This window comes from Roseovarius sp. 217 (assembly GCF_000152845.1).
Lineage (GTDB): Bacteria > Pseudomonadota > Alphaproteobacteria > Rhodobacterales > Rhodobacteraceae > Roseovarius.
In genome coordinates, this window is sequence record NZ_CH902584.1 from 4,090,962 (window position 1) to 4,112,222 (window position 21,261).

Sequence of the window (21,261 nt, forward strand, 5' to 3'; positions counted from 1 at the left end):
CCATGCTGATCCTCACCTGCCCCTGCTGCGGCGTTACGGGCGAAGAGACTGAATTCCACCAAGGCGGCGAGGCGCATCTCAAGCGTTTCGGCCCCGGCTCGGCCGATGATGACTTCCACACCTATATGTTCGCCAAGGAAAACCCCAAAGGCGCACATTTCGAACGCTGGCGGCATAACAACGGCTGCGGCAAGTGGTTCATCATGGCCCGCGATACCGTCACGCTCGAGGTCTACGGCACATACCCCGCCCAGACCTTTGAGCCGCCCCAGTATATCCGCGATGCGATCACCGCCAAACGCCCCGGGTGGGCATGGCGCGACTTCGCATGAGCATTCACCTTTCTAAAAATACTCACAACACCACGCCCGCACCGGGCACGAGGGTTTAAGACATGAGCACGCGTCTGGCCAAGGGTGGCCGCCTCCTCGACAAGGGCCGCGCCCTTCACTTCACCTTCAACGGCAAGCGCCTCAAGGGCCATGCCGGCGACACGCTCGCCTCGGCCCTTCTGGCCAATGACCAGATGCTGGTCGGGCGCTCGTTCAAATACCACCGCCCGCGCGGCATCGTGGCCTCAGGCGCGGAAGAGCCCAACGCGCTCGTCCATCTGGGCGAGGGCCCGCGCATGGAACCCAACCAGCGCGTCACCACCACAGAACTCTTCGACGGTCTGACCTGCACCTCCCAGAACCACTGGCCGAACCTCGATTTCGACATTGGCGCGGTCAACACCCATCTCGCGCGCTTCCTGCCTGCGGGCTTCTATTACAAGATGTTCATCCACCCGCGCCCCTTCTGGAAACACATCTACGAGCCGTTCATCCGCCAATCAGCGGGCTTGGGGCGCGCTAGCAACCCCGGCGACCCCGACCGCTACGAGCATTTCTATTTCTTCTGCGACGTGGCCGTGATCGGCGGCGGCGTGGCGGGTCTGCAAGCGGCGCTCGCGGCGGCAGAGGCCGGGGCAAAGGTGCTCTTGATGGAGCAAACCGCCCATTGGGGCGGCCGCGCGCCTGTAGACGGCGGTGAGATTGACGGCCAACCCGCCGAGGATTGGATCACCGCCACCCTCGCCAAACTCCGCGACATGCCCAATGTCACCCTGCGTTTGCGCTCTATGGGGGCAGGGGTCTATGACCACGGCTATCTCTTGGGCTACGAGCGCGTCAGCGATCACACCCCCGGCACCAATGCCCCGCGCCACCGCCTCTGGCGCATCCGTGCGGGGCAAATCATCACCGCCACCGGCGCGATTGAACGCCCGCTGAGTTTCGCAGGCAATGACATCCCCGGCGTCATGCTGGCCTCTGCCATCCGCGATTATGCGGTCAATTACGGCGTTTCCATCGGCGACCGCACCGTCGTTGTCACCAATAACGATGACGCCTACCGCACCGCCATCACGCTCAAGAAATTCGGCCTTGAGATTCCCGCCATCCTCGACGCCCGCCAACAGGGCGGCGGCGCTCTGGCGGCAGAGGCCCGTGCCCTCGGCATCCGGGTTGAGAATGGCAAGGGCATCGCAAAGGTCAAAGGCGGCAAGCGCGTGACGGGCGTCGCCATCTGCGCGCAGGCGGGCGAAGGCGCTGTGCTGGAAGAGATCAAATGCGATGCGGTCGCCATGTCCGGCGGATGGTCGCCGGTGGTCCACCTCTGGTCGCATTGCGGCGGCAAACTGCTCTGGGACAGCGCTCAGGCGCATTTCCGCCCCGACCCCGCCAATCCCCCGCGCGGCGCGCAGGGCGAGGCGTTTGTGGTCGTCGCAGGCTCGGCCAACGGCTATCTTGATCTGGCAGGCACCCTCTCGGATGCCGACGCCGCAGGCAAGACGGCAGCCAAGGCCATGGGCCATAAACCCAAATCCACCAAGGCGCCCTCGGCCACCGCCACAGACGAGGCCGCACTCGAGGCGGTCTGGCTCATGCCCCAAGGCGCAAACATCAAGCTCCGGATGAAATCCTGGCTCGATTACCAGAACGACGTCAAAGTCTCCGACGTGCAACTCGCGGCCCGCGAAGGCTACGAGAGCGTCGAACACGCCAAGCGTTACACCACGCTCGGCATGGCCACAGATCAGGGCAAGCTCAGCAATATCAATGGCTTGGCGATTCTCTCGGATGCCCTTGGACAACCGATCCCGCAGACCGGCACCACCACCTTCCGCCCGCCCTATACGCCGATTTCCCTATCGGCCATCGCCGGGTCAGCGCGGGACGAGATTTTCCAGCCGATCCGCAAAACCCCGATCCACGGCTGGCACGAGGCCAATGGCGCTCATTTCGAACCCGTCGGCCAATGGCGCCGCCCCTATTGCTTCCCCAAGGGCGAGGAAACCCACCGCGACGCCGTGACCCGCGAGATCAACCAGACGCGGTCCCGCCTAAGCCTGCTTGATGCCTCAACCCTGGGCAAGATCATCGTCAAGGGGCCGGACGCGGGCAAATTCCTCGACATGCTCTACACCAATGTCATGAGCAGCCTGAAACCCGGCAAATGCCGCTATGGCCTCATGTGCAACGAAAACGGCTTCCTCATGGATGACGGCGTCGTGGCGCGTATCGACGAGGATACGTTCCTCTGCCACACCACCACCGGCGGCGCGGAATCGATCCACGGGCATATGGAGGATTGGCTGCAATGCGAATGGTGGGACTGGAAGGTCTATACCGCCAACGTGACCGAGCAATATGCGCAAATCGCTGTCGTCGGCCCCAAAGCCCGCGAGACCCTCGCGAAACTGACCACCGATGACCTCAGCAATGACGCGCTGCCCTTCATGGGCTGGGCCGATCTCACACTGGCCGATATGCCGGTGCGCGCCTATCGCATCTCCTTCTCGGGCGAGTTGAGCTATGAAATCGCCGTCCCCGCCAGCCATGGTCGCGCCCTCTGGGATGCGCTGTTGGACGCCGGGGCTGAGCATGGCGTGACGCCCTACGGCACCGAAGGCCTGCACGTCATGCGCGCCGAAAAGGGTTTCATCATGATCGGCGATGAAACCGATGGCACGGTGATCCCCCAGGATCTCAACATGGGCTGGGCGATTTCCAAGAAGAAAGACGACTACCTTGGCAAACGCGCGCAGGAACGCTCGCATATGGCCGATCCCAACCGCTGGAAACTCGTGGGTCTGGAAACGCTCGATGGCTCGGTCCTGCCCGATGGCGCCTATGCCACCGCGCCCGGCCACAATGCGAACGGTCAACGCATGACTCAAGGCCGCGTGACCTCGACCTATTACTCGCCCACCCTCGGGCGCGGGATTGCCATGGGTCTGGTTCACAACGGCCCGGACCGCATGGGCGATGTGCTCGATTTCCCAAAGGTCGATGGCGGCATCATAAAGGCCAAGATCGTCGATCCTATTTTCTTCGACAAGGACGGGGAGAAACAGAATGTCTAACGCCGTGACCGCCCTCAACGGGGCCAACTATCAGGGCTTTGCCACCATCGCGGATCAGGGTCTGACAGGCATGATCACCCTGCGCGGTGATCTGGCCAGCGCCGGGGTCAAGGCGGCGGTCAAATCCGCCACCGGCCTTGACGTGCCCGCCCAGCGTCAGGCGCTGATGGGGCAGGGCACCGCCGCCCTCTGGATGTCGCCCGACGAACTCCTGCTCCTGTGCCCCTATGCCGAAGTGGGCGCGCGGCTTGCCGCCGTCGAAAAGGCGCTCAAGGGTCAGCATTTTCTCGCCGTCAATGTTTCGGACGCTCGCACCTTTCTGCGCATCTCCGGCAAGGGCGCGCGCGAGGTTCTGGCCAAGGTCTGCCCGGTCGATCTCTCGCCCGAGGTATTCATCCCCGGCATGTTCCGCCGCACCCGCATGGCGCAGGTTCCTGCCGCCTTCTGGCTCGACGAGACCGGCACCTTCCACCTCATCTGCTTCCGGTCGGTTGCAGACTATGCCTTTGAGCTCCTCAAGGCCTCTGCCCAGCCCGGTGGCGAGGTCGGTCTTTACGCCTGATCTGCCAATCCTGACTGAAAAACTCTGACCGCGGGGTTGACCTTTGCGCAATCCGGCCACCATGTAGGGGGCATCCGATATGACTGCAAACGAACAAGGGGGCCCAAATGGCTTTTGAACTTCCCGACCTTCCCTATGCCCATGACGCGCTCGCCGCGCATGGCATGTCCGCCGAAACGCTCGAATATCACCACGACCTCCACCACAAGGCCTATGTCGACAACGGCAACAAGCTGATTGCCGGCACCGAATGGGATGGCAAGTCGCTGGAAGAGATCATCACCGGAACCTACGACAAATCCGCTGTGGCGCAATCGGGCATCTTCAACAACATCAGCCAGCTCTGGAACCACAACCAGTTCTGGGAAATGATGAGCCCGACCAAGACCGGCATGCCCGGAGCCTTGGAAAAGGCGATCACCGAGAGCTTTGGTTCGGTCGACAAATTCAAAGAGGCGTTCTCCGCCGCTGGCGCCGGTCAGTTCGGTTCTGGTTGGGCCTGGCTCGTCAAGGACAAGGACGGCAGCCTCAAGGTCACCAAGACCGAGAATGGCGTCAACCCGCTCTGCTTTGGCCAGACAGCGCTTCTGGGCTGCGACGTGTGGGAGCACTCCTACTACATCGACTTCCGGAACAAGCGCCCGGCCTATCTGACCAACTTCCTCGACAATCTGGTCAACTGGGAAAACGTCGCCTCGCGGATGTGATCCAAGCGGAGCGTGTCAGGTTTTCAGCCCCGTCGGCAGCCGCCGATGGGGCTTTCTCATGGCCTATCCGCAGTCGGCTGAACCTGTGTACGAAAACCGCGTACATTCCGTACATGCTGTACATTTTCACCTTGCCCCTCCGCGCCGCATGCGGCAGCACTCCGGGGACGGTTTTCAGGAGGCATCAGGCACATGCGCGACGCGACCAAAGGCATCCTTGCGATGGTCGCCACCTGCACGGTCTGGGGACTCTCGGGCATCTATTACAAGCTGCTCGATCACATTCCCCCCATCGAAATTCTGGCCCACCGGACCCTTTGGTCATGCATCTTTTTCTCGCTCGTCCTTTTGATGCAAGGGAGAATTTCCGTTCTCGGCCAAGCACTTGGCGCGCGGCGCTCGGTGTTCCTGATCGGTTTTGCGGCGCTGATGATCTCTACCAACTGGTTCGTGTTCATCACCTCTATCCAGATCGGTAAGGCGGTTGAAGCGTCGCTTGGCTATTACATTTTCCCCCTGGTGGCGGTGCTCTTGGGTGCCATCGCCTTTCGCGAACGCCTTGGAAAGGCTCAACTTTTTGCCGTAGCCTTGGCCGCGACGGCGGTCATCACCCTCACCATCGGCTTGGGTGTCCCGCCTTGGATCGCCCTTGTTCTGGCCTCCAGCTTTGGTCTCTACGGTCTTGTAAAAAAAGGACTTTCTATCGGACCCGTGGTCTCGGTCACGGCCGAAGTCATGCTCTTGTCGCCCATAGCCTTGGGGGTTTTGTGGTGGTTTCACTCAGACGGGCACGGTGCCTTTGGCACCAATTGGCACGACAGCCTGCTCCTCGCCTTCTCCGGTATCCTGACCGCCACACCGCTGGTCATGTTCAGTTACGCGACCAAACGCATCACACTGGCCACCGTGGGCTTGGTGCAATACCTGAACCCCAGCCTGCAATTCCTTGTTGCAACAGTATTATTTCGTGAAGTCTTCAGCTTCTGGCATGCCATCGCCTTTGGCATGATCTGGACCGCCTTGGCGATTTACACCACCGCCAGCCTGCGTCAGGACAGGGCGGCTCGCAGGGCGATCCTCAAATCCTGAACCGTATCAATGGCTTGCACAAAGGATTTAACGTTGTCCTCGGCAAACCCTTGGGTCACGACATGCTCCAGAAGTTGCGTGAGAGGTGTCCAGTAATCTTCTGTATTCAAAAGAAAAATAGGTTTTTGATGCAGCCCAAGCTGCCGCCATGTCAGCACTTCGAAAAACTCATCCAGCGATCCCGCGCCACCGGGTAGAACCACGATGGCGTCCGAGTTCATATACATCACCTTCTTGCGTTCATGCATGGTCTCGGTCACAACATATTGTGTCAGGTCCCGTTTGCCCACTTCCCAAGCCACCAGATGTGCAGGAATGACGCCAAAGGTTTCCCCGCCCGCCGCCTGCGCCGCCCGCGCCGTGGCCCCCATCAAGCCTACATCCCCTGCACCATAGACCAGCCGCCAGCCGTTTTCGGCCAACATCTGGCCTGTGCCGGATGCATCCTCCATATATCTTGGGTTATTCCCGGCACGTGCGCCGCAAAAGACACAGACGGAACGCGCTGACATGAAATCACTCCGGGCTGATGCAGGGTTGTTTTGACCCGTGATAGCCTTGTTGCTATTCTTGAGCAACCTGACATAATGTCGGGGCATGGGGATGTAAGAAAGATGAGCAATTTCGGCGGTTTAGGTTCTGGATCGGCGATGGGTCTTGGCGGGCTGACCGTTCTAGGCGCGCTGATTGCGGCACTTTATTTCCGCGCACAGCCGGACCCTGAGCCCTTACCGATCCCCAGCGTTGAAACCGCGCAAGCCCCGATCCCGACTGCACCCGAGTCCCTTGCAACCCCACCGATGCCCGCGCCACCGGCGATCGACACTTTTCGTCTGGAACCCAACGGTCAGATGATCATCGCCGGTCAGGCAGAGCCGGGATGGAATGTCTCGATTATGCTGGACGACGTGAACATGGGCTTTGTACTCTCTGATAATGCAGGGAAATTCGTCCAGTTCCTCGATCTCCCTGCAAGCTCCGCACCGCGTGTTTTGTCGCTGAGGATGCGCTCTGACCCTTCTGGCCAGGAAATCGCCTCGCAAGACGAGATCATCATCGCACCCACTCCAGAGGTTGCGCCGGACATCTCTGCCAACCCCTCCGTCGCGCCAATGCCCGAGCCGCAACCTGTCGCTGCCGACGCAACATCCTCCGCGCAACTGAGCGAGACCGACAGCCCGCAAACCGTTCTGCTGACCGACGAAACCGGCGTGCGGGTCTTGCAGACACCATCCTCGAATGCGTCCCCCGATGTAATGGCGAACGTTGCTCTGGACGCGATCACCTATTCGTCCGATGGCGAGGTCGAGCTGTCTGGGCGTGCCCAAGGTACTGGATTTGTTCGAATTTATCTCGACAATGATCCCGTCACCACGTCGCAGGTCACGCCCGATGGCGAATGGAGCACGGCATTGCCAGAGGTTGATACGGGCGTCTACACCCTGCGTGTCGACGAGGTCGACGCTGAGGGAGCTGTCACGTCGAGAGTTGAAACCCCGTTCAAGCGCGAGGATCAACGCGTCTTGGCCGAGGCTCAAACCGCAGATATCAGTTCCATCCGCGCAGTCACGGTGCAACCCGGCTCTACCCTCTGGGCAATTTCGCGAGAGACTTATGGTGAGGGTCTGCTCTATGTCCGGGTCTATGAGGCCAACCGCGACCGCATTCGCGATCCGGACCTGATCTATCCGGGGCAGGTCTTTACACTGCCACGCTAGAGCAGACTGGCAATCCTTGTGGCTCAGAGCTATCTCTGAGACAAGTGATTGAAAAGGCTAGCTCATGCGTCACGCCAGCATTACCACCTCAGACACGCCCGCCAATGGCTGGCGCACGGTCAGGCGCGTCGCCCCCTATCTCTGGCCCGCAGATCAGCCTTGGGTTAAACGCCGCGTTGTTTTTGCGCTGATCGCCCTTTTGGTCGCGAAACTGATTGGTGTCGGCACACCATTTTTCTACAAAGCAGCGGTCGATATGCTGGCGGGCGAGGGACAATCCGCAGCTTGGATGCTGGGTGCAGGTGCCGTTGGTCTAACCGTTGCCTATGGCATGGCGCGGCTGATGACAGTTGGTTTTCAACAACTCCGTGACGTGATTTTCGCGCGCGTTGCACAGCGTGCCCTGCGCGCGCTTGCACTGCAAACTTTTCAACATATTCACGCGATGTCAATGCGTTACCACATCACCCGCAAGACCGGTGGTCTCAGCCGGATTATTGAGCGCGGGGTCAAGGGGGTGGAGTTTCTGCTGCGGTTTCTCCTGTTTTCGATTGGTCCATTGGCGCTGGAACTGTTGCTGATCGGCGTGGTTCTCGCGGTCGTTTTTGACATCTGGTATCTGGTCGTGGTCGTGGCAGTGATTGGGACCTATATCGCCTTTACCTTCAAGGTCACCGAGTGGCGGGTGCGTCTGCGCAAAGAGATGAACGATCAGGATACCGACGCCAATCAAAAGGCGATCGACAGTCTGCTCAATTTTGAAACGGTCAAGTATTTCGGAGCAGAGGGGCGCGAGGCGAGCCGATATGATGCAGCCATGGCCGGGTATGAGCAGGCTGCGCTCCAGACCTCCTATTCACTGGCCTTCCTCAACTTTGGTCAATCCCTGATCATCACGGGCGGGTTGGTCATCGTGATGGTGATGGCGGCAATCGGCGTGCAATCCGGACAGATGACCGTTGGCGATTTCGTCATGGTCAATGCCTATATGGTGCAAATCACGATGCCACTCAACTTCTTGGGGACGGTCTATCGTGAAATACGTCAGGCTCTGGTTGATATGGCTGAAATGTTCGATTTGTTAGAGCAGAATCCAGATGTAAAGGATAAGTCTGACGCAGATGTTCTAAAAGTGAAGGTGGCGTCTGTTCGATTGGAAGGCATTGATTTTGGATATGACGCAAATCGGCCCATTCTCAGAGGTGTGACGCTTGATGTGCCAGCCGGGCAGACGGTCGCAGTTGTGGGTCCTTCGGGCTCGGGCAAGTCGACGATTGGGCGCTTGCTCTTTCGCTTCTACGATGTTCAGGCGGGGCGTGTGCTGATCGACGGTCGAGATGTGCGTGACGTGACCCAAGAAAGCCTGCATGCGGCGATAGGCGTTGTTCCGCAAGATACGGTGCTTTTCAACGATACAATCGGCTATAATATTGGCTACGGGCGCGCCGGTGCCACGCAGTCAGAGATAGAGGACGCAGCGCGCGCGGCTCAAATCCATGATTTCATTGCCAGTTTACCTGAAGGCTATGCCACGCAGGTGGGCGAGAGAGGCCTGAAACTTTCGGGCGGCGAAAAGCAGCGCGTCGGTATTGCGCGCACTTTGCTCAAGAATCCACCGATCCTGCTCCTGGACGAGGCGACCAGTGCACTCGACACCCAAACAGAGCGGGATATCCAGGGCGCCTTGGCGCTTGCGGCAGAGGGGCGCACGGTCATCATGATTGCGCACAGATTGTCCACTGTGGCCAACGCAGATAAAATTGTCGTTTTGGATCAAGGTGTTGTGGTTGAGCAGGGAACACATTCCGATCTTCTGGCGCGGCAGGGACGGTACGCGGCACTCTGGCAACGGCAAGCGCGTGAAGAGGAAGAAGAGGCAGCGTGACCAGGTTGTCATGGGACAGTTACTTTGTCCCTTTAGAAATCCGTTCATCGAGCGCTACATATCGGACTTGTCAGGTTGCAATCGCGATATATAGTGGATTCAGGACGGGGTCAGGTGCCCGCTCTGGCACCTAGACCCCTAACGACCGGGGTGAGAGGATAGTCAGTCAGATGGACGGCGATTTCAGGACAGAATTTGTAAGAGAACCCGCAGCGTTGCGGCATTACCCGGCGCTTGTGTTGAATGCCGATTACCGCCCGCTGTCATATTATCCACTGTCGCTCTGGACATGGCAGGAAGCAATCAAAGCAGCATGGTCTGACCGGGTTGATATTGTAGCAGAATACGACCAGTGGGTCAGAAGCCCGAGCACAACCATACGCATCCCTTCCGTCATCGTCCTCAAAGATTACGTGAAACCCCAAAAGCGCGTGGCCTTCACGCGCTTTAATTTATTCTTGCGGGACGAATTCATGTGTCAGTATTGCGGTGGCAGGGGGGATCTGACCTTTGATCATGTTGTGCCGCGCGCCTCGGGTGGGGTCACAAGCTGGGAGAATGTTGTCGCGGCCTGTAGTCCCTGCAATTTGCGCAAAGGGTCGAAAAGCCTACGCCAATCCGGTCTGAGCCTGCGCAAACCACCCCGTATGCCGGAAGCGGAGCAGTTGCGTAATCAAGGGCGGAAATTTCCTCCGAACCATCTGCATGACAGCTGGCTCGATTTTCTGTATTGGGATGCTGAGCTGGAGGCCTGAAGGCCGATTGCCCCAAATCGGTCGCCGCAGAGGTATCTAGCTTGAAAATCCGGGGTTGATTTACCGGCATGATTTCTATTTGTTATCAGATCTCCGATACCTAATAGGACTGGTCTATCATGCTGGATAAGCTGGAGATGTTCATTGCTGTCGCGAAAGAGGGCCATTTTGGCCGTGCGGCGGTCAGCATCGGGATCACACAACCGTCGCTCTCGGCGGGGATCAAGCAGCTTGAGGAACAGTTGGGTGTGCAGCTCATTTTTCGCGGCTCACGCTACGGCGGCCTCACTCCAGAGGGGCAGGCGACGCTGGTTTGGGCACGGCGAATCGTCGGCGACGCCCGGCAATTGCGTGAAGAAATGCGCGCCAAACGACATGGGTTGTCTGGTCAACTGCGTATCGCGGCAATCCCGACGGCGCTGACATGGGCGGCGCGGCTCTGTCATAGGTTCAACGCCAAACACCCCAAGGTACGCTTTACCATTCTGTCGCGCACCTCGGTCGAGATCCTGAGCATGCTGGACAATCTCGATATCGACGCCGGTATTTCCTATCTGGACAACGAGCCGATGGGCCGGGTCAGCACAGAGCCACTTTATGAGGAACGCTATATGCTGGTTTGCGCGGAGAATGCGCGCTTTGCCACGCGCGACGCTGTCTGCTGGGAAGAACTGGCGGGCGAACAACTTTGCCTGCTGACCCCAGATATGCAGAACCGCAGGATCATCAACCGCAACTTTGCTGCCGTCGATGTGACGCCAGAAGCCTGGATTGAATCGAACTCTACCGTGGTCCTGATGGCGACCGTAGAAACCGGCGGATGGATGACGGTACTCCCCGAAGATGCCGCCCGGTTTCACGCCCATGGCAAACCTTTGAAACTCATCCCACTCTCAGGTCCCGAACCTGCCCATTCTGTCGGTTTGGTCGCCCCATACCGCGAACCGCACACACCGGTATTGGAAAGCCTCCTGCGCGAGGCGCGTCGATTAGGGGTCAATGCTTGATAGAATTTGCCTATTGATTGACCGTATATTGATATTGATTGTTCATGGCTTGAGCTGATTGACTGATCGCAGCAACTGCGAGAGGCAAGCCATGACAACACCCGCCCCGGATGATATTCAAGCTATCCTGACAGAGCATCTGCATCTTGAAGGGCCACTCCTGCCAATCCTGCACGCCATGCAAGACGCCTTCGGTCACATCCCCGAGGCAGCGCATCGACCCATTGCCGAAGCGCTCAACATAAGCCGAGCAGAGCTGCATGGCGTCATCAGCTTTTACCACGATTTCCGTGCCAATCCTGCCGGGCGGCATGTTCTGAAGATCTGTCGGGCCGAGGCGTGTCAGGCTGTCGGAGGCACGGCGCTTGCCGATGCGACACTGACCAAGCTGGGCCTTGATTGGCATGGCACCACCGCGAATGGCGCGGTCACGGTCGAGCCGGTGTATTGCCTTGGCCTGTGCGCCTGCGCGCCTGCGGCGATGCTGGATGACCGCGTGGTGGGCCGGGTGGATGCCGCCCGGATGGATACCCTCTTGGCGGAGGCGGGCGCATGAAGATTTACGTCCCCATGGACAGCGCCGCCAAGGCGCTTGGCGCTGAAGAGGTGGTCGCCGCCATTCTCGCCGTTGCACCGGAGGCACATATCATCCGCACCGGTACGCGCGGCATGATCTGGCTGGAACCGCTGGTCGAGGTCGAGATCAACGGGATACGTCACGGCTATGGTCCGGCGACCGTGGGCGATGTTGCGGGCATTCTCGATGGCAGCAGCGCCAAGGCGCTAGGCCCAGTTGAGTATCTGGACTGGATGAAGCGGCAGACGCGCCTCACCTTTGCCCGCGTCGGCGTCGTTGACCCTCTGAATATCACGGATTACGAGGCGCATGGTGGGCTTGTGGGCCTGCGTCGCGCCATTGAGATGGACGGGGCCGGGATCGTTGCAGAAGTCACCCAATCGGGCCTTCGCGGGCGTGGCGGCGCAGGATTTCCGACCGGCATCAAATGGAAGACCGTGTTCGAGGCGCAAGCGCCGCAGAAATACATCGTCTGCAATGCCGATGAGGGCGACAGCGGCACCTTCGCGGACCGGATGGTCATGGAGGGTGACCCCTTTACTCTGATTGAGGGTATGACGATTGCGGGTCTCGGTGTGGGCGCGACACGCGGGTATGTTTATCTGCGCTCGGAATACCCCGATGCAATCCGTGTGATGCGCCGCGCAGTCGAAATCGCGCGCGCGGCAGGTGTATTGGGCGCGGATGTGCTGGGCTCTGGCCGGGCGTTTGACATGGAAATCCGTGTGGGCGCCGGCGCCTATGTCTGCGGCGAGGAAACCTCGCTTCTGAATTCGCTCGAAGGCAAGCGCGGCGTCGTCCGTGCCAAACCACCCCTTCCGGCGCTTGAAGGATTTCTTGGGCGACCCACGGTGGTGAACAACGTCATCAGCCTCGCCACGGTGCCGGTGATTTTTGAGAAAGGCGCGCAACACTATGCCGATTTTGGTCTTGGGCGCTCGCGCGGCACCGTGACCCTTCAGATTGCAGGTAACGTGGCGCGGGGAGGTTTGTTTGAGACCGCCTTTGGCATCACCTTGGACGAGGTGGTGAATGATCTGGGCGGCGGCACGGCCTCTGGTCGCCCGGTCAAGGCGGTGCAGGTGGGCGGACCCCTCGGGTCCTATATCCCCGTCGATAATTTCGACGCCGCTCTCGGTTATGAGGAACTCGACGCCAGGGGCGGGCTGCTTGGGCATGCCGGTCTCGTGGTGTTTGATGACGCTGCGGACATGCTGCAAATGGCCCGCTTCGCGATGGAATTCTGCGCTGTGGAAAGCTGTGGCAAATGCACGCCCTGCCGGATTGGTGCCGTTCGAGGTGTTGAGACCATCGACCGGATCGCTGCCGGTGACGGTTCAGCCATTCCGCTTTTGACGGACCTCTGCGAGACCATGAAAGATGGCTCGCTCTGTGCACTTGGGGGGTTCACTCCCTTGCCGGTGATGTCCGCCCTCACGCATTTCCCAAATGATTTCGCCACCCAAAAGGAGGCCGCCGAATGAAAGATTTCATCATTCCGAACGACCGTGACATGGGCACCCCTGCCAAGCAGGGCGCGCCGGTGACTTTGGAAATCGACGGCATGGCCGTCACCGTGCCCGAAGGCACGTCCGTGCTGCGCGCGGCGGCCGAGGCTGGCGTCCAGATCCCTAAGCTCTGCGCATCGGATAACCTTGAGGCCTTCGGCTCCTGCCGCCTCTGTGTGGTCGAGATCGAAGGACGGCGGGGCACGCCTGCCTCCTGCACCACGCCTGTAACCCCCGGCATGGTGGTCCATACCGGTTCAAGCAAAGTGCGCAAGATCCGCAAAGGGGTGATGGAGCTTTACATCTCCGATCATCCGCTTGATTGCCTGACCTGTTCGGCCAACGGCGATTGCGAATTGCAGGATATGGCCGGCGCGGTCGGTCTGCGCGACGTGCGCTATGAAGCCCCGGAAAATGGCGGCATGGTCAACCATTTCGAAGCCCGCAACACGAGCGGCGAAACGAACCCGGAATGGCTGCCCAAGGACGACAGCAACCCCTATTTCAGCTATGATCCCAGCAAATGCATCGTCTGCAACCGCTGCGTTCGCGCCTGCGAAGAGGTGCAGGGCACCTTTGCACTGACCATTCAGGGCCGTGGCTTTGACAGCCGGGTGTCGGCGGGCAATGCGGGTGACGACTTCCTCGCCTCCGATTGCGTGAGCTGCGGTGCCTGCGTGCAGGCCTGCCCGACCGCGACGCTTCAGGAAAAATCCATCATCGAACTGGGCACGCCTGACCGCTCGGTGATCACCACCTGCGCTTATTGCGGCGTTGGCTGCTCCTTCAAGGCCGAGATGAATGGCGACACGTTGGTGCGCATGACCCCCTACAAGCACGGCAAGGCCAATCGCGGCCATTCCTGCGTCAAGGGCCGTTTTGCCTATGGCTATGCCCATCACCAGGACCGCATCCTCAAGCCGATGATCCGCGATCGGATCACCGATCCCTGGCGCGAGGTCGAGTGGGACGAGGCGCTGAGTTTCGCCGCCACCCGGATGCGCGGACTTCAGGAGAAATATGGCAAGAAATCTATCGGCGTGATTACCTCAAGCCGCTGCACCAACGAAGAAACCTATCTGGTGCAGAAACTGGCGCGCGCAGTCTTTGGCAACAACAACACCGATACCTGCGCGCGCGTTTGTCATTCGCCCACCGGCTATGGTTTGGGTCAGACTTTTGGCACCTCTGCGGGCACGCAGGATTTCGATTCCGTTGAGCATACCGATGTAGTTGTAGTGATCGGCGCTAACCCCACGGATGGCCACCCGGTCTTTGCGTCCCGCCTCAAGAAGCGGCTGCGGGAGGGGGCCAAATTGATCGTGGTCGATCCGCGGCGGATTGATCTGGTGAAATCGGCGCATGTCGCGGCATCGCATCACCTGCCGCTACGCCCCGGCACCAATGTCGCCGTGGTCAGCGCCCTTGCGCATGTCATCGTGACCGAAGGGTTGATGAATGAGGAATTCATCCGCGAGCGCTGCGATTGGGACGAATTCCAGCATTACGCCGACTTCATCAGCAACCCGCGCCACTCTCCCGAAGCAACGGCGATGCTCACCGGCGTCGATCCGGCAGAACTCCGCAAAGCCGCCCGCCTCTTTGCCACCGGCGGCAACGGGTCGATCTATTATGGCCTTGGCGTGACCGAACATTCCCAAGGCTCCACCACCGTCATGGGCATCGCCAATCTCGCCATGCTGACTGGCAACATGGGGCGGCCCGGCGTCGGCGTGAACCCGCTGCGCGGCCAAAACAACGTGCAGGGCGCCTGCGACATGGGCTCTTTCCCGCACGAACTGCCCGGCTATCGCCACGTCAAAGGCCCCGAGGTCCGCAAGGTCTTTGAAGAGGCATGGGGCGTTCAGATCGACGCGGAACCCGGCCTGCGCATCCCCAACATGCTCGACGCGGCGGTGGATGGCACCTTCAAGGGGCTCTATTGCCAGGGCGAAGACATCTTGCAATCGGACCCTGACACCAAGCATGTGGCGGCGGGTCTGGCGGCGATGGAATGCGTCATCGTGCATGACCTCTTTCTCAACGAAACTGCCAATTACGCGCACGTCTTCCTGCCCGGTTCGACCTTCCTCGAAAAGGACGGGACGTTTACCAATGCCGAGCGCCGCATCAACCGCGTGCGCAAGGTGATCCCGCCCCTCAACGGCTATGCCGACTGGGAAATCACCCAGATGCTCGCCAATGCCATGGGCGCGGGCTGGAGCTATGCGCATCCGGCCCGGATCATGGAAGAGATCGCGGCAACGACGCCGTCTTTCGCCGGGGTGGATTACGCGCTGCTGGAGGAAAAAGGCAGCGTGCAATGGCCCTGCAACGAGGCGCATCCCGAGGGCACCCCCCTCATGCATGTTGACGGGTTCATGCGCGGCAAGGGGCGGTTCATTGTCACCGAATACGTAGGAACGGATGAAAAAACCGGCCCGCGTTTCCCGCTTCTGCTGACCACGGGGCGCATTCTCAGCCAGTATAACGTCGGCGCCCAGACCCGGCGCACCGACAATGTCATCTGGCATGAAGAGGATCTGCTGGAAATCCATCCGCATGATGCCGAGGTACGCGGGTTGAAAGAGGGCGATTGGGTGCGGCTTGCCAGCCGTGCGGGTGAAACGACGCTGCGCGCCAAGCTCACGGACCGGGTCAGCCCCGGCGTCGTCTACACCACCTTCCACCACCCGGACACTCAGGCCAATGTGATCACCACCGACTATTCCGATTGGGCGACGAATTGCCCGGAATACAAGGTGACAGCGGTGCAGATCAACCTGTCAAACGGGCCGACCGACTGGCAAGAAGACTATGCTGCGCAGGCCGCCCAAGCGCGGCGCATCCTGCCTGCGGCAGAGTGATGGCGATGGGCTTTTCTCCCACCCAGAGCCGGCCGGGCCTCTCGGTGCAGATCGAGGGGGCGCGCCGCGTCACCCGCGCCCTGCCCGAAGAGGTCCCGGTAGCCTTTGTCTTTGACGGCACGACGCAGGCGGTGATGATGGCGACTCCTGACGATCTCGCTGATTTTGCCCATGGCTTCGCCGTGACCGAAGGGATCGTGACCGACCCTGCGCAGATCAAGGATTTTGAGATTGCCGAGCACGCCGAGGGGATCGAGGCACGGTTCTGGCTGCGCGAGGATCGCCAAGTGGCGCTCACAGCGCGCCGGCGTCATATGGCCGGACCAGTGGGCTGTGGACTTTGCGGCATCGACAGCTTGGAACAGGCGATCCGGCCGGTGCCCTGCGTGAGACAGCACGGTCCGATTTTCTCGCAGTATGAGGTTGCCCACGCCACGGAGGCGCTCAGCGCGCATCAACCGCTGCATGATCTCACCCGCGCCACCCACGCGGCCGGATTCATCCGTCCGGGCGAGGGGCTGGTCCTGGCGCGTGAGGATGTGGGGCGTCACAATGCGCTCGACAAACTCATCGGCGCGCTCTGGCGTGCTGGTATCGACCCGTCGGAAGGGGCTATCGTGATGACCAGCCGTCTCTCGGTCGAACTGGTGCAGAAATGCGCGATGGCAGGCTGCAGCATTCTGATTGCAGTTTCCGCGCCCACCGCCCATGCGCTACGGCTGGCGGAAACCTCGGGCCTTTCAATCGCCGCCTTTGCGCGTGGCGGCGGTTTTGATCTTTATTCCCATCCCCATCGCATCAACACCGAGGTTCCTCATGTCGCCTGAGAAGATGGTCCATATGGCCAACCAGATCGCCACATTCTTCAAAACCCAACCCGGCAGCGACCGCTCCACGCGTGTCGCCGCGCATTTGACGGATTATTGGGAGCCGCGCATGCTGGAGCAGCTGCATTCCTATGTTGCGACTGGTGGAAAAGGGCTGGATGATCTGGTGATCGCAGCAGAAGCGGAGATTGCCGTGACGCGTGCCAGTGTCTGAAACAGAGCACCCTGATTGGCGTCAGCTCAGGTAGATCCGAAATCCCGTTGGTTGGCATGGATATTTAGGGTGCGCGAGCATCCAAAAGAGGTGGCTGGCAAAGAGTTTCGAGTTCCCTTCTCCGGGTCTAGGCGGTTTGCACTGGTGGCGCTGGGAGCGCCGCTTTTTCAGGCGCGATCTCGAAATCAGATTATAGATTACAAAACTCCGTTATTGCTGTTTGGCTACAGAACAAGTGAGCCGCGTTTTGACGCTCCCACTATCCCAATTTCTTGGAGATGCTAGATGCTTTGCGCGGTGGGAACTGTCTAAGGTGTCTTCCACGTCTAGGAGGTTGAGCCAGACTAGGCTCTGACGCTTGCATCTTGACCCAGTCCCGGCGCAAATACGCACAGGCTGGCCAGATTGGGCTGAATGGGGGCAGGATGATACCGGTCATAGGATATTCCGAGGCAAAGGTCGCGGTGCTTGGGTTGGGGCGCACGGGCCTTTCGGCAGCACGGGCATTGCGTGCAGGCGGTGCAGAGGTGCTCGCATGGGACGACACCGAGACCGCGCGCGTGGCTGCTGAGGCTGAGGGGTTTGCCATCGTTGATCTGTCGAGGGCGGGCGCGTTGGACAGGGTGGCGTCCTTGATTGTCAGCCCCGGCATTCCCCATCTCTATCCGGCACCCAATCGGGTGATCGTGGCGGCGCAGGCGGCAGGTGTGCCAGTGGACAATGACATCGGTCTGTTTTTCCGATCTCTGGCAACTGACGACTGGGGCGGGTTTGACGTGACGCCCAAGGTGATCGCCGTCACAGGCAGCAATGGCAAATCCACGACATCGGCACTCATTCACCATGTACTTGTCGAGGCAGGGCGAACGGCCCAACTCGCCGGTAATATCGGGCGTGGCGTGCTGGATATCGACCCGCCTGAAGATGGGGGCGTTGTCGTTCTGGAACTCAGCAGCTACCAAACCGATCTGGCGCGGGCCTTGACGCCTGATGTGGCGGTGTTCACCAATTTCTCACCAGATCACCTAGATCGGCACGCGGGTCTTGGCGGCTATTTCGCGGCCAAGCGCAGGCTCTTTGCCGAAGGCGGACCGGACCGGGCCGTGATCGGCGTGGATGAGCCCGAGGGCCAGTATCTTGCCGGGCAGATGGCGGAAGGGCCGAATGATGATCGGGTGATCCGGATTTCCGTTGACCATAAACTCACGGGTTCTGGCTGGTCTGTCTTTGCCCGCAAGGGATTTCTTAGCGAATACCGTCATGGGCGGCAGGTGGGGTCTATTGATCTGCGCGGCGTGAAGGGCTTGCCCGGATCGCACAATCATCAGAACGCCTGCGCCGCCTATGCCGCATGCCGGACCCTTGGGCTGGCCCCGCGCGTGATTGAGGCAGGGCTGCACAGTTATGCGGGTTTGCCGCATCGCAGTCAGCGGGTGGCGGAGAAAGATGGCATCATTTTTGTCAACGACAGCAAGGCAACGAATGTCGATAGCGCACTCAAGGCTTTGCAGGCGTTCGAGAATATCCGCTGGATTTGTGGTGGGTTGGAAAAGGACGGCGGCCTCGCTGGCTTGGCACCGGGGCTGGCGCATGTACGAAAGGCCTATGTGATTGGGCGTGAGGCAGCAGGATTCGCGCGTGCTCTTGGGACGGTTGAGTCAGAAGTCTGCACCACCATGGCGAAGGCCGTGGCCAGTGCAATGAGCGATGCGGAATCCGGTGATGTGGTACTATTGGCCCCGGCGGCGGCAAGTTTCGACCAATACGACAACTTCGAAAAGCGCGGTGAGGATTTCATGGCCCAAGTTCTGGCGCGTCTTTGACCATGGGCGGCGTGGTTCAGCGGCTTGATCATCTGGCAGTGGCAGCAGAGAGCCTTGAGGCGGGGCGCGCGCATGTCGAGGACGCGCTTGGATTGCGTCTTCAACCCGGTGGCAAGCATGCCCATTATGGCACGCACAATATGCTCTTGGGGTTGGCAGATGGCCTTTATCTTGAAGTGATTGCGATTGATCCAGAGACCCCTGCGCCGGGATGTCCCCGCTGGTTCGATCTGGATCGTTTTTCCGGTCCACCATGCCTGCACAACTGGATTTGTGCGGTGAACGATCTGGAGGCGGCGCTGATCCGGCATCCGCAGGCCGGACAGCCAGTGGCGCTGTCGCGCGGCGATCTGAAGTGGCGGATGGCAGTGCCGCAGACTGGAATTTTACCAATGGACAATCTGTTCCCGGCACTGATCGAGTGGCACGGCTCGGCGCATCCTGCGACGCGATTGACGCCATCCGGGGCGCGGCTCTCGCGGTTGATCGTCTCGCATCCAAATGCCAAGACGTTGCAAGCGGTGCTTGGACCCGAACTCGGCGACAACAGAGTGGTTTTTGAAACGGGGAATGCGGGGTTGTATGCAGAGATTGCCACGCCGCATGGTCTAAGAGTGCTGCAATGATCGTCAGACAAGCGGAACAGCGTGATATCGGGCCGATCCTCGCGTTCTGGAATCCGCTCATCCGAGAAACATCTGTTACCTTCACGACAGTGGAAAAGACGGCGGACTCCCTCGCTGGAGATATGGCCGCACGTGGTTTAGCCTTTCAGGTGATTGAAGAACAGGGCGTGGTTCTCGGGTTTGCCAGCTACGGCGGGTTTCGCTCGGGTCCGGGCTATGCCCGTACAGCGGAGCATACGGTGATTTTAGCCCAAGCCGCACGGGGACGCGGGTTGGGTCGGGCATTGATGACGCGCCTGGAAGATGTGGCACGCGCGGCTGACCTGCATGTGCTCGTTGCGGGTGTGAGTGGCGAAAATGCGGCGGCCATCGCCTTTCATCGGGCCATCGGCTACTCTGAGGTGGCGCGAATGCCCGAAGTCGGGCGAAAATTCGGGCGCTGGTTGGATTTGGTGCTACTACAGAAAACCTTGTGACGGTTTGCACTGACAGTGCTCTTGATTGGGTCTAAGGTACTTGGCATGTCGATCTGGGTGCGTATCTCCGAAGCCTTGTCGGCCCTCGCCAGCGGCGAGGGGCTCAGCGCGGTTTTCGACCGTCTGCGTAGCCCACCCGAGCGCAGTGTTGCCTTTACCATAGCAGTTATCGCGCTCTCGGCGAAAATGGCTAAGGCGGATGGTCTGGTGACGCGTGAAGAGGTGACGGCGTTTCGCGAAGTCTTCCAGATTGCCGAGGCCGAAGAAGCCAATGCCGCCCGCGTATTCAACCTAGCGCGGCAAGATGTGGCAGGGTTTGAGGAGTATGCTCGACGCATTGCGCGGATGTTCGACGGTCAGCCGGGCACGCTCTGTGACCTGATGGAGGGGTTGTTTCACATCGCGATGGCGGATGGGGTGTATCATCCGAATGAGGACACCTTTCTGGAGCGCGTGGCAGAGATTTTCGAGCTAAAGCCGCAGTCTTTTCGGGCGCTGAGATCGCGGTTTGTGCCCAATGCCGCACCCGATCCTTGGTCTGTGCTCGGCGTCACTGTGGATACGCCGATCGACGAGGTGCGCAAGATCTGGCGTCAGTTGGTGCGCGAGACACATCCCGATAGGATGCAGGCGCGTGGTGTGCCACCCGAAGCGATCAAGCTCGCCGAGCGACGTCTGGTCGATATCAATCGCGCGTGGGACGAAATCAGCGAGGCTCGTGTCAGTGCGGATCGCCACCTATAACGTCGAATGGTTCAATGCGCTCTTTGATGATTTAGGGCGTCCCTTGGACGATGCCGAATGGTCGGCGCGCTACAAGGTGACTCGCGGGGATCAACTGACTGCCCTTGGAATTGTCTTTTCCGCTCTTGATGCTGATGCTGTTCTTGTGGTTGAGGCCCCGGATCAAAACGGGCGGCGCAGCACCGTGACGGCACTTGAGAATTTCGCTTTGCTGATTGGCTTGAGAGCACGTCGGGCGGTGATCGGCTTTGCCAATGACACGCAACAGGAATTGGCGCTGCTCTACGATCCGGATGTCCTGACCGCGCGTCATGATCCGCAGGGCGACCCAATGCCCGGCGGGGTAGGGGTGCCGCGATTTGACGGTATATTCCGAATAGATCTCGATATCGACGACCACGCTGACCGGGTGCAGTTTTCCAAACCGCCGCTCGAGGTGGAGCTGACCACCAAGGCGGGCCGGGTGCTGC

The 21,261-nt window shown here is 60.1% G+C and carries 19 protein-coding genes and 1 pseudogene; 19 read left to right on the top strand and 1 reads right to left on the bottom strand.

The window, feature by feature from the left end:
- The first annotated feature begins 2 nt into the window (after positions 1-2).
- The 5 genes from ROS217_RS19670 to rarD all read left to right on the top strand — a co-directional run bounded on the left by ROS217_RS19670 (position 3) and on the right by rarD (position 5,764).
- Complete coding sequence (locus tag ROS217_RS19670; RefSeq protein WP_009819564.1) at positions 3-332, top strand: sarcosine oxidase subunit delta; 330 nt, start codon at positions 3-5, stop codon at positions 330-332.
- A 62-nt stretch (positions 333-394) separates the two neighbouring features.
- Positions 395-3,406 (top strand): sarcosine oxidase subunit alpha family protein, encoded by a 3,012-nt coding sequence (locus ROS217_RS19675; RefSeq protein WP_009819565.1) that lies wholly within the window; start codon positions 395-397, stop codon positions 3,404-3,406.
- On the top strand, positions 3,399-3,968 hold the full coding sequence (locus tag ROS217_RS19680) for a sarcosine oxidase subunit gamma (protein WP_009819566.1): 570 nt from the start codon (positions 3,399-3,401) through the stop codon (positions 3,966-3,968). The genes ROS217_RS19675 and ROS217_RS19680 overlap by 8 nt, the downstream gene beginning before the upstream one ends.
- Before the next feature lie 107 nt (positions 3,969-4,075).
- A complete protein-coding gene (locus ROS217_RS19685; protein ID WP_009819567.1) occupies positions 4,076-4,675 on the top strand; it encodes a superoxide dismutase in 600 nt (199 codons plus the stop codon).
- A 192-nt stretch (positions 4,676-4,867) separates the two neighbouring features.
- Positions 4,868-5,764, top strand: a complete 897-nt coding sequence (gene rarD / locus ROS217_RS19690) for an EamA family transporter RarD (RefSeq protein ID WP_009819568.1) — start codon at positions 4,868-4,870, stop codon at positions 5,762-5,764.
- Here rarD and ROS217_RS19695 read toward each other — a convergent pair.
- Positions 5,725-6,276, bottom strand: a complete 552-nt coding sequence (locus ROS217_RS19695) for a TIGR00730 family Rossman fold protein (protein WP_040651788.1) — start codon at positions 6,274-6,276, stop codon at positions 5,725-5,727. The genes rarD and ROS217_RS19695 overlap by 40 nt on opposite strands.
- A gap of 102 nt (positions 6,277-6,378) precedes the next feature.
- On the opposite strand from ROS217_RS19695, the gene ROS217_RS19700 reads away from it, so the two are divergent.
- The 14 genes and pseudogenes from ROS217_RS19700 to ROS217_RS19765 form a co-directional block, all read left to right on the top strand.
- On the top strand, positions 6,379-7,482 hold the full coding sequence (locus ROS217_RS19700; RefSeq protein ID WP_254656462.1) for a LysM peptidoglycan-binding domain-containing protein: 1,104 nt from the start codon (positions 6,379-6,381) through the stop codon (positions 7,480-7,482).
- Between the two features lie 64 nt (positions 7,483-7,546).
- The gene (locus tag ROS217_RS19705; RefSeq protein ID WP_009819571.1) at positions 7,547-9,367 is read left to right on the top strand and encodes an ABCB family ABC transporter ATP-binding protein/permease; all 1,821 of its coding nucleotides are present in this window, start codon (positions 7,547-7,549) and stop codon (positions 9,365-9,367) included.
- A 170-nt stretch (positions 9,368-9,537) separates the two neighbouring features.
- Positions 9,538-10,122, top strand: a complete 585-nt coding sequence (locus ROS217_RS19710) for an HNH endonuclease (protein ID WP_040650796.1) — start codon at positions 9,538-9,540, stop codon at positions 10,120-10,122.
- Positions 10,123-10,241: 119 nt separating this feature from the next.
- Positions 10,242-11,129 carry a LysR family transcriptional regulator gene (locus ROS217_RS19715; RefSeq protein ID WP_009819573.1) on the top strand — a complete coding sequence of 296 codons (888 nt, stop codon included), beginning with the start codon at positions 10,242-10,244 and terminating at the stop codon, positions 11,127-11,129.
- Positions 11,130-11,220: 91 nt separating this feature from the next.
- Positions 11,221-11,685, top strand: coding sequence for a formate dehydrogenase subunit gamma (locus ROS217_RS19720; protein WP_009819574.1), 465 nt, complete (start codon positions 11,221-11,223; stop codon positions 11,683-11,685).
- On the top strand, positions 11,682-13,190 hold the full coding sequence (locus ROS217_RS19725; protein ID WP_009819575.1) for a formate dehydrogenase beta subunit: 1,509 nt from the start codon (positions 11,682-11,684) through the stop codon (positions 13,188-13,190). The genes ROS217_RS19720 and ROS217_RS19725 overlap by 4 nt, the downstream gene beginning before the upstream one ends.
- Entirely contained in the window at positions 13,187-16,081 is a 2,895-nt protein-coding gene (gene fdhF, locus ROS217_RS19730) for a formate dehydrogenase subunit alpha (protein WP_009819576.1), read from the top strand. The genes ROS217_RS19725 and fdhF overlap by 4 nt, the downstream gene beginning before the upstream one ends.
- Positions 16,081-16,908 (top strand): formate dehydrogenase accessory sulfurtransferase FdhD, encoded by an 828-nt coding sequence (gene fdhD, locus ROS217_RS19735; RefSeq protein WP_009819577.1) that lies wholly within the window; start codon positions 16,081-16,083, stop codon positions 16,906-16,908. Before fdhF ends, fdhD begins: the two co-directional genes overlap by 1 nt.
- A complete protein-coding gene (locus tag ROS217_RS19740) occupies positions 16,898-17,122 on the top strand; it encodes a formate dehydrogenase subunit delta (RefSeq protein ID WP_009819578.1) in 225 nt (74 codons plus the stop codon). The genes fdhD and ROS217_RS19740 overlap by 11 nt, the downstream gene beginning before the upstream one ends.
- Before the next feature lie 425 nt (positions 17,123-17,547).
- Entirely contained in the window at positions 17,548-18,945 is a 1,398-nt protein-coding gene (gene murD, locus ROS217_RS19745; RefSeq protein WP_009819579.1) for a UDP-N-acetylmuramoyl-L-alanine--D-glutamate ligase, read from the top strand.
- 2 nt (positions 18,946-18,947) lie between these two features.
- Positions 18,948-19,571 carry a VOC family protein gene (locus tag ROS217_RS19750; protein ID WP_009819580.1) on the top strand — a complete coding sequence of 208 codons (624 nt, stop codon included), beginning with the start codon at positions 18,948-18,950 and terminating at the stop codon, positions 19,569-19,571.
- Positions 19,568-20,047 (top strand): GNAT family N-acetyltransferase, encoded by a 480-nt coding sequence (locus ROS217_RS19755; RefSeq protein ID WP_009819581.1) that lies wholly within the window; start codon positions 19,568-19,570, stop codon positions 20,045-20,047. Before ROS217_RS19750 ends, ROS217_RS19755 begins: the two co-directional genes overlap by 4 nt.
- 45 nt (positions 20,048-20,092) lie before the next feature.
- Positions 20,093-20,791 carry a molecular chaperone DjiA gene (locus ROS217_RS19760; RefSeq protein WP_009819582.1) on the top strand — a complete coding sequence of 233 codons (699 nt, stop codon included), beginning with the start codon at positions 20,093-20,095 and terminating at the stop codon, positions 20,789-20,791.
- Positions 20,772-21,261 (top strand): annotated as a pseudogene (locus tag ROS217_RS19765) (endonuclease/exonuclease/phosphatase family protein); the annotation flags it as partial. The gene ROS217_RS19760 and the pseudogene ROS217_RS19765, both read left to right, overlap by 20 nt.